This window comes from Niallia sp. HCP3S3_B10, from assembly GCF_052064465.1.
GTDB lineage: Bacteria > Bacillota > Bacilli > Bacillales > Cytobacillaceae > Niallia > Niallia hominis.
This window is the reverse complement of sequence record NZ_JBQHVO010000021.1, coordinates 1-12337: the sequence shown is the minus strand read 5'-3', so window position 1 is coordinate 12337 and position 12337 is coordinate 1. Positions and strand designations below refer to the sequence as shown.

Annotated in this window: 11 protein-coding genes; 7 read left to right on the top strand and 4 right to left on the bottom strand. The window is 33.4% G+C overall.

What is annotated here, in order from left to right; genetic code table 11:
* Positions 1 to 50: 50 nt before the first annotated feature.
* Positions 51 to 806, bottom strand: a complete 756-nt coding sequence (gene aiiA, locus ACTNDN_RS11065) for a quorum-quenching N-acyl homoserine lactonase AiiA (protein ID WP_031539940.1) — start codon at positions 804 to 806, stop codon at positions 51 to 53.
* Positions 807 to 1153: 347 nt separating this feature from the next.
* Between aiiA and ACTNDN_RS11060 the strand changes: the two genes are divergently transcribed.
* The 4 genes from ACTNDN_RS11060 (at position 1154) to ACTNDN_RS11045 (ending at position 5410) form a co-directional block, all read left to right on the top strand.
* Positions 1154 to 2056, top strand: coding sequence for a 3-hydroxyacyl-CoA dehydrogenase (locus tag ACTNDN_RS11060; RefSeq protein WP_441131244.1), 903 nt, complete (start codon positions 1154 to 1156; stop codon positions 2054 to 2056).
* Positions 2057 to 2170: 114 nt separating this feature from the next.
* Positions 2171 to 2794, top strand: a complete 624-nt coding sequence (locus ACTNDN_RS11055) for a TetR family transcriptional regulator (protein ID WP_031537996.1) — start codon at positions 2171 to 2173, stop codon at positions 2792 to 2794.
* A gap of 133 nt (positions 2795 to 2927) precedes the next feature.
* Entirely contained in the window at positions 2928 to 3950 is a 1023-nt protein-coding gene (locus tag ACTNDN_RS11050; protein WP_441131243.1) for a 2,3-butanediol dehydrogenase, read from the top strand.
* A 332-nt stretch (positions 3951 to 4282) separates the two neighbouring features.
* On the top strand, positions 4283 to 5410 hold the full coding sequence (locus ACTNDN_RS11045; RefSeq protein WP_031537994.1) for an endonuclease NucS: 1128 nt from the start codon (positions 4283 to 4285) through the stop codon (positions 5408 to 5410).
* A gap of 365 nt (positions 5411 to 5775) precedes the next feature.
* On the opposite strand, the gene ACTNDN_RS11040 is transcribed toward ACTNDN_RS11045, so the two are convergent.
* Positions 5776 to 7158 carry a Sau3AI family type II restriction endonuclease gene (locus ACTNDN_RS11040; protein WP_031537993.1) on the bottom strand — a complete coding sequence of 461 codons (1383 nt, stop codon included), beginning with the start codon at positions 7156 to 7158 and terminating at the stop codon, positions 5776 to 5778.
* Positions 7159 to 7338: 180 nt separating this feature from the next.
* On the opposite strand from ACTNDN_RS11040, the gene dcm reads away from it, so the two are divergent.
* Complete coding sequence (gene dcm, locus ACTNDN_RS11035) at positions 7339 to 8598, top strand: DNA (cytosine-5-)-methyltransferase (protein ID WP_031537992.1); 1260 nt, start codon at positions 7339 to 7341, stop codon at positions 8596 to 8598.
* Between the two features lie 441 nt (positions 8599 to 9039).
* Here dcm and ACTNDN_RS11030 read toward each other — a convergent pair whose 3' ends face one another.
* Entirely contained in the window at positions 9040 to 9204 is a 165-nt protein-coding gene (locus tag ACTNDN_RS11030) for a hypothetical protein (RefSeq protein ID WP_192840971.1), read from the bottom strand.
* 221 nt (positions 9205 to 9425) lie between these two features.
* Complete coding sequence (locus ACTNDN_RS11025) at positions 9426 to 10550, bottom strand: helix-turn-helix domain-containing protein (protein WP_051640970.1); 1125 nt, start codon at positions 10548 to 10550, stop codon at positions 9426 to 9428.
* A gap of 154 nt (positions 10551 to 10704) precedes the next feature.
* Here ACTNDN_RS11025 and ACTNDN_RS11020 point away from each other — a divergent pair, with 154 nt between their 5' ends.
* Entirely contained in the window at positions 10705 to 11643 is a 939-nt protein-coding gene (locus tag ACTNDN_RS11020) for a uracil-DNA glycosylase family protein (protein ID WP_048719212.1), read from the top strand.
* A 20-nt stretch (positions 11644 to 11663) separates the two neighbouring features.
* Positions 11664 to 12188 (top strand): DUF6241 domain-containing protein, encoded by a 525-nt coding sequence (locus tag ACTNDN_RS11015; protein ID WP_441131242.1) that lies wholly within the window; start codon positions 11664 to 11666, stop codon positions 12186 to 12188.
* Positions 12189 to 12337 lie beyond the last annotated feature (149 nt).

The following is a 12337-nucleotide window of genomic DNA, read 5'->3' as shown; positions in this document are numbered from 1 at the left end:
TGGATAGCACTGTTATAATAGTTGTAATAAACTATATCTGAAGTTTGTCTCTAAGAAAAGTCTGGGTAAGTCTTCTGTGTAGTTGCTTGGTCCAAATCATGCCCATAAAAAATACGAGTAGGACGTATTTCGGCCATAAGATTTTTAATTTTTCTAATCGATTCAGTAGCTATTTGTTGATCAAATGTAGCAAATGGAATGTCATCTTCATAATTTTCTTTTGTATAGGCTAAATCAATCGTCAATAAAATAGGCCCAGATTGCTTCGTAGTTACAAGAATTGATTGATGTCCAGGTGTATGACCAGGAGTGAAGAGAAGTTGAATTCCAGGCATGAGTTCATAATCTCCTTGAATGGCCTTATAATTTAAATCTGCTTGCGTGCATTCTGGTGGAGCATATCCTTCGTTTCCAATAGAAACATCCAGCTCTGCTTGCTGAACAAATATAGGTGTTTTGGGAAACAGCGGATTTCCACCAGCATGATCCATATGTAAATGGGAAGAAATGATTGCTTGAATGTCATCTGGTTTATAGCCAATTCTATCTAATACGGAAAGAATATGATCTTCCTTTCTCATATCAGGTAAGAACAACCCTTCAAATGGCGTATAATCAAAATAACCTGGATTTTCAATAAACGATTCTGGCATACCTGTATCAATAAGGATAGGGCCATCCTTTGTTTCTAGCAGATAGGACCATATTTGTAAGGTTACAAGCTTTCCAGGCTCTAATTTTTGATTTAAAGAAGAATGATCTAGCGTTAATTTTCCTGTAGGTAACCAGTAAAGTTTTTCTATCATTTAGTACCACTCCTTAATAGTTAGAATAATCAGATTAAAAACATTATGTCATAGATTTAGCTTTTTGAACATGTATATATGCTTTAATCTTCATGGAATCTAGTAGTTCATCTACAGAAGCAGCATTTATTTCTGAATGGAGTTGCAACACCATTCAGAAATAAATGTCTTTTCTAGTGCTTGGTATTCGTTTTTCACTATAAGCAAGATGTTTATGTTTGACAATAAAAAAGGATAAGCGTAAATTATAATTTGAACAAACGTTCAAAACGATTGTTCAAATAGATGATAGTTTATTATTTTTTAAAGTAATGAATCTATTAAGGAACAGAAAGGGAGAATTTACAATGGATTTCAAACATATTACTGTTGCTGGTAGTGGAGTTTTAGGTAGTCAAATTGCCTTTCAAACTGCATTTATGGGGTATAAAGTATCCGTATACGATATAAATGAGGAAGTTCTAGAAAAAGCAAAAGATCGCCTTCAAGATTTAATGCCATACTACAAAAAAGATATCGGTTCTACGGATGCAGAGTTAAAGGAAGCTTATGGTCGTCTTTCTTTTTATTCGAACTTAGCAGATGCGGTTGAAAATGCAGATCTTGTTATTGAAGCAATCCCTGAAGTAGTCCAAATTAAAACAGATTTTTACAAACAGTTAGCCACTGTTGCTCCAGAAAAAACAATTTTCGCAACGAATTCTTCGACACTTTTACCAAGCCAATTTGCTGAAGCGACTGGCAGACCTGAAAAATTCTTATCTCTCCACTTTGCTAATGAAATTTGGAAAAATAACACTGCGGAAATTATGAAGCATAAAGGAACTTCTGAAAGTGTTTTTGAAGAAGTAATAGCTTTTGCAAAAAGTATTGGAATGATTGCATTACCACTTCATAAAGAACAGCCAGGCTATATTTTGAACTCCTTATTAGTTCCTCTGTTAGAAGCAGCTCAAATGTTACTTGTAAAAGAAGTAGCAGAAGTGGAAACAATCGATAAGGCTTGGATGATAGGAACAGGAGCTCCTCTTGGACCATTCGCTATTCTTGATGTAGTTGGTATTACTACTGCTTATAACATTACAAAAGGAAAAGCAGATGCGACTGGTAGCCCTGAATTTGTGAAGCTAGCAGAAAAATTAAAAGCAGATTATATTGATCAAGGAAAATTTGGACGTGCAACAGGAGAGGGATTTTATAAATATCCAAATCCAACTTTCGCAGATCCTGACTTTCTAAAAAGCAAATAGAATGACATTGCCAAAAGTTCTATCCATAGTAAATTGACAAGTAAAAAGGACAAGCATAAACTAGTATTTTAAAAAAGTTCATTATTTGTTCAGGTAGGACAGGAAGAGGGAACTATGGCAAAGCAAATAGTAAATGATGAAGAAAAAAATAAACAAGTAAAAGTTCAAATATTACATGCCGCTAAGCATCTATTTTCTAAAAAGGGATATGATGGAACAACAGTGAGGCAGATATGTGAAGAGGCAAAGGTATCTCTTGCGTTGGTATCCTACCATTTTGGTGGAAAAGAAAATGTATTTTATGCACTTTTTGAACCGTTGAGAGAATCTTTTATGACGACAGAATATGATTTATCGGATTCTTTAGAGGCTTTAAAAGAATTTTGTAAAAGATTTATTCTGTATCGTCATGAAGAACATGAATTAATTAATATTTTGCAGCAGGAAATTGTAATGAATAGTCCTAGGATTGGGATGCTAAAAGATGTCTTCTTACCTTCTTGGGAACAACTTCGGGTAATATTGCTGGCATGTATGGAGCAGAAAACGATTCATTTTCCTTCAGTTGATTTAGCTATTGACTTTATTATGGGAACTTTAATGTATTCTTACCATAATAGTTTCTTAAATCGTGGGAGTTTAGATCTTACATCCGAAGAGATTGCAGATTATGCGGTGCGTTTTCTTTTACAAGGACTTATCGATCCCGAATTAAAGAGCAGGAAGTCTTCTCTTTAACAAAGATAAGGAGATTAGTAAGGGATACACTTATCCTTTAAAAGGTTGATTGGTTAAACAAACGATCGGTGAGGTATAGAAAAAAATAACCTCCTGATTGATGGTAAGTATTTTCATAAAGGGGAGTACAGTAATGAAAGCAGCCAATTTTTATGGAGCAAAAGATATCAGAATTGAAGAAACAGCAGTTCCTTCATTAGAAAGTGGTATGGTGAAAATAAAAGTTGCATTTGCAGGCATTTGTGGAAGTGATATGCATGAATATCTTGCTGGGGCATACCCTTTTCGTACCCATTCTGTATGGGGACATGAATTTTCTGGTACGGTTGTCGAAGTTGGTGAAGGTGTTTCAAAGGCTAATGTTGGAGATAGAGTCGCTGTTGAACCGTTAACACCATGTGGGAAATGTACGAACTGTAAACGAGGGTATTTCAATATATGTAAATTGGGTGGCTCTTATGGCTATACAAAATCTGGTGGATTTGCTGAATATGCAGTGGTGAACCAAGAGAATGTATATCTTTTACCAGATCAAATGAGTTTAGAGCTTGGAGCCCTTGTTGAGCCAACTTCAGTTGCTGTACATGCAGTACGTACAAGTCAGCTTCGTCTTGGTGACACTGCTGCTATATTCGGTGCAGGACCAATTGGATTACTTGTTTTACAGGCAGTAAAAGCCGCAGGAGCAAGTGAAATCTTTGTCGTTGAAGTATCTGATGAAAGACGGAAAAAAGCATTGGAATTAGGGGCAACCTATGTACTCAATCCTATGGAGCAAGATGTCAGAAGCTTTATTTTGGATAATACAGAAGGAGGAGTAGATGTTGCTTACGATGCTGCAGGTGTGGAAGCAACATTATCAACAGGCATCGTTTCTATCCGACCAGGAGGAGAATTTAAAATAGTTAGTGTGTGGGAGAAACCAGTTTCATTTAGTCCCAATTTAATCGTTTCTCCAGAAGTAAAGGTTAGTGGGTCATTTGCCTATAATAATCTATTCCCTGAAGTTATTCGATTACTAGCACGTGGTGTGATTAATGGAAATGCAGTTATAACAAGCAAGATTGCATTAGATCATTTAGTTACAGAAGGATTGGAAAGGTTAACAAATGATCGGAGTCAGTGCAAGATTTTGGTAGAAATGAGTAGTCATTGATTTCTATCAGTTGGATTAATGTTGTGTTTTTTAGGAAATATTTTCTTTTTTTTGTTAAAAAATGTAGATAATTTAATCTTATTTTCTAAGTGTCAGGCAACTGCAAAGGACAAGTGTCTTTTAGTGGTGCCTGGCTTTTGTTTTTTTTAGAACTCTACATATAGAAGAGCATTGAAATAAACATTATATCAAAGAGGAAAATGCCTTTTATGTTGATATATTTGATTTAATGTGTGGATAATATTAGAATTGAAAGAGTATGGGAAATATTAGGTGTATTATTTTTGTGAATAGATAGCACAACAAGAAAAAACAAAAAATAAGGGGATAATATGGCAGGGTATGTATTTAACTTAAATAATATGAAGTCACTTGAAAAAATTATAAATAACGGTATTTATAGTACTAACTTGACAGAGCCAACGAATAATCGCTGGTTAGCTCACCATGAAGGAACTTTAACTGACTATCTAACTATGAAAGAAGGAGATAATGTATATTTTTTTATTAAAAGAAAAATTTATGGAATAGGTATTCTTAAAAATATCAAGAATGATTGTAAATTTCTAAATTATCCTGATGCAGATATTCCTAAAATACCAATCTACGGATATATTAAAGATAGTTTGTTGTTAGATGAATCTGAAAATTCTATTAATAATAGATTTATTTGTTCATTCTATCCTTATCCCTGTTTTTTTGAAAAAGGAATTGACATGGATGACGTTTTAGCTTCTAATCCTGATAAATTTAGAATTTTAAGGGCATTCTGGAAGGTATCTTTTATAAAAATTGATGAAGAAGAAAATAAGGCTCTAAGGGATATTATATTGAAGAGAAATGAAGAGTATCTAAACATAGGGCAAGGGAAATTCTCATTTAGTGAATCGCTACGAAATAGTATAAAACATAAATTATCCGATAAGTATTCTTTAACATCAGAGAATATTTTAAAATACTCTTCTAAAGAAGATTACATAAGGCATGAGATGGCAATTGAAGCTCATATTGCTGATATTATTACCAATAATAAAGAAAGTATATTTGGAAAGTGGGATTATATTTCTCACCAAGTGATTGCTTCACCGTTTAAACCAATTGATTATATGGATAAAATGGATATGTTTGGATATAGAAATATTGAAGGTTTTGATACTATTTCTAAGTACTTATTAATAGAGATTAAAAGAGATGGTGCGAATAAAGAAGCAATTAATCAGGTGATGAAATATGTAGACTGGATTAATCAAGAATACTCTCATGGAGATTATTCAATGATTGAAGCTTTTCTTGTGGCATATGATTTTCCAGAGGAAGTAATTAAGGAGAGAGAGAATATTTGCAAGCGGAATTATATTAAAGGAAGACGTCCCACAGAATCTGCTGAATGGAGAAATGTAAGATTCATCAAATATAAATATGATAAAAATACAAACAGACTAGTTTTTGAAGAAGTATAAGAATAAAGAGGGTGGGACAAAACAAAATAACTAATCATTAAAGACGAACAATATTTAATTTAGCTCTTAAATAAAGCTACTTAATCTCTGTTTTTAAATATAGGTAAGTGTAAAAACCAAGACGTTCCATTGCGCTACAGACGCTCGATGCGCCGGGGAGGAAGCTGAGCCTCCTCGCTGCGCTGCGGGGTCTCAGCCTTTCCTCTATTTCCCGCAGGAGTCGACCGTCCTCCGCTCCATTTCACTTCGGTTTTAAACCTTTTTCTAAAAAAACAAACACGAACTTTTATACAATATAATTACATTATAGTTCGTGTTTACTGTTAGTTGAAATACTTATGTCCCAGCCTCTCTTTATTTGTTTATTAATCTTTAATGATTTCTGAAACATATGAATTATTTAACCAATAGCATTGCTTAGTAATTAATTGACCATTTGGTAATTCGACCTTGTCATTTCCATCTTTTCCCTTTGGGCGAATATGGGTTACACCATTAAAAGAACTTTTTGGAAAGTTATTTGTTTCAACGAGATTTTCCCCGCGCTTTATATATTCAATTTTTAGACCACTGTGCAATAGTTTATTAACCTCAACCCAGAGTTCTTTTATTTTTGACTCGATAGTATTTTCTGGCATATTCCATAATTTAATTCCTTTAAAAAATAACTTCCTATTTGGGTTATCTTTTTTTTGCTCCTTATATTGGAATACAATGAATAGGAATTTCGTTTCATAGAAGCGATTACGTATGTAACTTTCTTCCCAGCTTTCATTTTTCCACTGATTAAAATCGATATTTTCAAATGACATGGATTCTTTTGGAATACCATTTGGTTCTAATCGAATCGTTTTAAATTGTATATTAGCTTTTGCGAATTCTTCAATGTTATCTAATTTTGTCCCCTTTATGCCTAATAAAGTACTTATAATTTGGGGAATGAAACTTTTGGAGCTCTTGTTATATTTAATATTTAGTTTCTTAGATATTTCTTCATCCGTTAATCCAATATAGGGGGCAAACTTTTCATTTAGTAGTTCATGAAAACTTTTTTTCTGTAATTCGATTGCGTTAGCAAAATTCACTAGATTTTCTTGCTTTATATGTTTTCTTACTAGAGCTGTCATATAAGATTGTTTTAAGGAATATGCTCTTTGCATTGCGGGAATATCCGAAAATGGTTGAGTTCTTAGTGAATTTTTATTACTTCCTTTTGTACATGCCCCTAAATATATGGTGTCTCCTTCGGATAATTCATGTGCTTTTCCTTGTTTAATTTTATCGAGAATTGCTTTCCAATCGTTTTTAATGATTTCCAAATCTGCCTCTGGAAAAGAATAGAGAATACTCTTATTTATATAATAATCATTTCTTTCATTATTTGGTGTCCACTCATAAAACATTAATAATAATTTTTGATTTTTCTCCCAGAAGCTAGAAGTGTGAAAAGTAGTTTCAACTTCTTCCATATAGTTTATTATATTTAATACAAGTCTCTCTTTGGCAGATAAACTTCCATTTTTGTTCTTTTTAAACGGAGTTACTTTTAATTCCACTCTTAATTCTTCAAAATCGGGTCTAGCATCGGAATTAATTTTATAACCAAAGAAACTTTCTTCGATAACTTGACCTAAACTACCTTTTGATTTACGATTAGACAATCTATTATAAATATCTATTTGACCAAATGTTTTACCTTCGGCTTCTTTGGCTTTACTTAGTAATTCAGATTCGGTTTTGTATAACATAATATCTCCTTAGAATATTTATTTTAGATATACAAACAGAGCGTTTGTTCTTAAAGTGTGATAAAATGAAAATAGTATTGTTTTAGTTTTAAGAAATTAACAACAACATACATTAATGTAATTTCTTCCTATATATTACTATATTTTTGGTATATTTTATACCGAAAGGATGTTCGATAAATGATTAAGGCTTTAGAGTTGTTTGCAGGCGTAGGCGGTTTTCGATTAGGTCTAGAAGCAACGAAGAATTTTGAAATAGTATGGGGGAATCAATGGGAGCCATCAAAAAAGGTTCAAGATGCCTTTAATTGTTATCAAAGACAATTTATGGACCAAGGAATACACTCCAATAAAGATATAGCAACTGTTGATGAGTATAGTTTAAAATACTTAAATGCCCAACTACTAGTAGGAGGATTTCCTTGTCAAGACTATTCTGTTGCAAGAAGTTTATCTGGTGAACAAGGTATTCAAGGGAAAAAAGGCGTTTTATTTTGGGAAATAGTTCGCTTCCTTAAAGAATTAAGACCAAAGTATGTTTTGCTTGAAAATGTTGATCGATTATTAAAATCTCCATCTAAACAGCGTGGAAGAGATTTTTCTATAATGTTAGCAAGTTTTCGAGATTTAAACTATTCTGTAGAATGGAGAGTTATTAATGCTGCAGAGTATGGACAGGCACAACGAAGACGGAGAGTATTCATTTTTGCTATTAGAAACGATACTGAATATATTAAAGATAGAGAAAAAATTACTGATGCAGAAATATTGCATAAAGAAGGTTTTTTTGCTAAACCGTTTCCTATTAAAGTGGAATCGTCGTCTAAGCATGCTGCCCAATTAAGAGAATTACCAGAAGATATACTTGAAGTATCAGATGAATTCTCGATGAAATATTTAAATGCTGGGATTATGAGAAATGGTATTGTTTATACAGAAGAAACTTTGGCCCAAGAGGAAAAGTCAAAGACATTAGGAGAAATACTTGAATCTAATGTTGACGAAAAATATTATTTGAAAGAAGCAGCAATAGAAAAGTTTAAATACTTAAAAGGTCCTAAAAAGATTGAAAGAACTGCTGCAAGTGGCCATAAATATATATTTTCCGAAGGGGGTATGGCTTTTCCAGACCCCTTAGATAAACCAGGCCGTACCATGTTGACTAGTGAAGGAACAGTGAATAGAAGTAGTCATGTAGTTGAAGATCCTACTACAAAGAGATTACGAATACTAACGCCAGTTGAGTGCGAAAGACTGAATGGTTTCCCAGATAATTGGACAGAAGGTATGTCTGAGCGAATGCGATATTTTTGTATGGGAAATGCTTTAGTGGTGGGACTCATTGAGAGAATGGGAAAACGAATTTCTGAAATTAATAGTACAGAACCAGATACGGAAATTAAATTTAAAGAAATGGAACAATTGAGTTTCTTTAATTAAAAGTGTATTAGAAATAATGGACTGCTAAGTTTTAAAGCTTGGCAGTCTTTTTTATGTAATCTTATTGAGTATCTCTAGTGAAATGTAGTCTGCAGAAAGTGTAATCAAATCATGGATTAATATTAATCATAGGAACATACTACTCCTAGATAGCTTGGATGATTTGATGAACAGACAGTTGTACAATGTGTAAAGAGATTTTTAGTTTTCCTTTAGAGGGCTAGTAGGATTAACTTCTGCTAACTCAATTGTCCGACATTTTCTTTCTTTGCTTAAAAGCAAAGAAGAAATATACTACTACTGCAAACAGTTGTGGTATATTAATACAAACGGGTTGCTTGGAGCCCAAACAGTATCTCTAGCTTGATTTGAAGGGCAAGACATCGGTCTTGTTGTCCGCTGTAAATTCCAAAGGTTGCAAGACCTTACAAGCCCGTGACATCAGTCGTGGGTTGTTGACTCGCGCATATGTCCTGCCTCCCTAGAAGTCATTGCGCCATCTCCTGCTTTTACATCTTTTTGAATTTCTTGTTTTACTTTTTGTGCATCCGTTCCTGCAAAATCTGGTTTCATAATGGAATTTAAGTTCTCTTTATTTTGGGTCATACTTTTCCCTCCTTTCTTTAACTATTATTATTTCTAAAACGGCGGATATTATGTTAAAGAAAAGAGGAGAAAAAGTTGATTTTCAGACGGATAAACAACGAAGCTTCAGGTCAAAGATGTCTAATTGCTAGGATAATATGACATAGCAGAGGAGTCTCTTTCGGTTTAGTCATAAGTGTAAAGAGCTGTCCTACCGTCATTAATGGACGGTTGGACAGCTCTTATTTTTCCTCCAAAATAGTAATCAAACTCAAAACTCTCCCCATATCAGGATTATACACAGACTCCTCTATAACCGTTTCATTCATCTTACTGTCTATAAACCAGTAGGATGCTGGGACTTCATTTCGTCTTACTTCTATTTGTGTACTAGGTTTATGAAAAAAGCTTGCGGCAATGCTATTAGTATGTAATTTAGATACTAGCGCTCGATTTCCTTGGAATCTTTTCATAATATTTGAGCCATCTGATTGGACTACTGCATATTTTTCTGGTGCAAAATCAACTAATCTATTTAAAAACATGAATAACGTAACGTGATATTTTTCTGCAAAGTGCTGAACGGTCTCTATATTTACAACTTTGTTTGTGAACTCCATAGTTAAATGATTTGTTGGAATAAGAAGGGTGGAGGCAAACTGATGTGCTTCCATTTCTTCGATTTCTTGTGTTAGGAGAGAGGATACTCCAAATTGCTGATTTTTATCTTGGTTATTCCTATATTTTCTGGAAAAGTATTTATTTTTTAGGTGCCATGGCAAAACATGATGTGCAATAAGTGTGGCTAATGTAAATCTAGCTCTGTGCTCGTGTTTTTTTCTTCGAGCTAATAAAATAATGGGAAATTCACTTTGTATATAAATTCCTTCTGCTTCCTCTAAATCATCTTCCAAAACTTTTATTCCTAACTCATTTGCTAATTTATATAAATCAATGGGTAACGGTTCTTCTACTTTTTCTGTTAAAATGGCTTCCGCATATTCTTTTGGTGTTTCATATAGTATATCCATTTTAATTTTTCTACCAGTTGCTAAAAAAGCTGCATACTCAACTAATTTTTCTTTATCTTGTGGTGATAAGGAGTTAACGATATTTAGGAACAAACGATCAGATAAATTAATCGAATGCTGTGCTTTTACTTGATCTACACCTGAAATTAAATATTCTGTCGTTACTTTTAGAGCAAATGCTAGTTTTTGAATAATCTCAAAGGAAGGCCTTCTTGCACCAGATTCATATTGGCTAATAGCAGGTGGCTTTAATCCAATTTGATTCGCCAATTCAGCTTGAGATAAATGTAATTCTTTTCTTCTATTTTTAATTCTTTCATTTATAGAATTGGGCATATCCTATCCCCTTTATAGCATTTAGTTTACCGATATAATAACATATTATGAAAAATATTGACAGTGATATTTACTCGTGTTATTATTTTGTTTGCAAAGTGTTATTGGTTTTTATTGGTATGATTATTATCGTTAAATTGGAGGAGGAACTAGAATGAGTTTTGAAAATTATAGGAGTGAGTTGTGTAAAACACCACTTAAAGAAACGTATGAAAAAAGAGATTTAATGTCTGAGAGATTTTTGTACGCTAAGGATGAAAAGGTAGAAGTATATTGGGCCCCTTTCGATTATATTAACAAAAGCGCTAAAGTAGTTATATTAGGAATTACTCCTGGATGGACGCAAATGGAGTTGGCTTATAATTATGTGCTCCATCATATGGACAAAGAGGATGAGGAGCAAGTACAGTATCATGCAAAATACGATGCTAGTTTTGGTGGAGCAATGAGGAAGAACCTCATTGAAATGCTTGATGGAATAGAACTACATAAACATTTAGGCATTGATAGTTGTGAACAATTATTTAATGTGAAGAGTTCCTTGTTACATACATCTTCTGTGTTAAGATACCCTGTGTTTATTAATGGAGAGAATTATAGTGGAAGTCAACCAAAATTAATGGGACATCCGATTTTTACTAGAATGATAGATGAACTGTTAATCCCTGAACTTAACAGTTTAAAAGATGCTGTTATTATTCCTACTGGAAAAGCAGTTTCTGATTTACTTCAATACTTAGTAGAAGAAGGTAAGATTGAAAATAAAACAATTTTGTTTAATTTTCCTCATCCTTCAGGAGCAAACGGACATCGTAAAAGTCATTACGCAACCTACCAGCATCTCTTTAAGGAGCAATTAGCAAATGCTGCACAAAAAGGTCACTTTACAGAAACAACTTCTGCAATCAGTCCTACCAAAGAGCAAATGGATGAATTGATTCAACAGTTAAAGATTATCGGAGCCGAACTGAAAAGAGGAAATGATCTAAAAGAAAAGGAAGCTTATTGTCAAAGACGTTTAGAAACTCTTGCAGATGAAATTCAACCATATGATCACCGAGTTGCACAAGTTATTGAACAGCTGTTGAAATAAAACATGTAAGGAAGGTCATAATGAAAAATAAATTCGCTATAATAATCTTCGTTAGTTTAGTTGTTGTGGGAACTGGGGTTTACTTTTTTTCTAGTAATGATACAGACTTTGAAGTAAAGCCAGAGCCAGAAAAAAGGATGACAGTAAATAGTGAGAAAGATGATAAGAGTGAAGAAATCGATAATAATGATTCCACTACTTCCACTGATCCAGAAGCGGATTTGGAGCTTATTTCTGAGTTTCCTAACAATATGAAAGAATTAGAAATCCAAGATGCTATTCATCAGATGAGCCATACAAAAGTTTATGCGGATGAAAAATGGGGTTCTATAGAACCAACTCAAGGAAGAATTGCTCGCTTATTGGAAGTAATAAAAGAAAACACTGATGTTTATGAGAATAGCAGGTTATACCTATCTATTTTAGAAAGATGGCAGGAAAATGATTTTAGCAATGCGGTTGAGGATCATAATGACATTTGGAATCTCCAGGATGGAACAATTGGAAAAGCAACAAGATTGCTTACAGAAGAAGAAATGGAATAAGAATTTCTATATAGAGTTCAGGAATAGCAGAAGGACATCCTGACTCTTTTTTTGTAATAAGGAGCATTCCTGTTAGAAGGATTTTCGGGGACTTGAACAAAAAGAGCCCTCTTGGTATGATGCGGGGTGTCAAATCGTCGACGAAATGA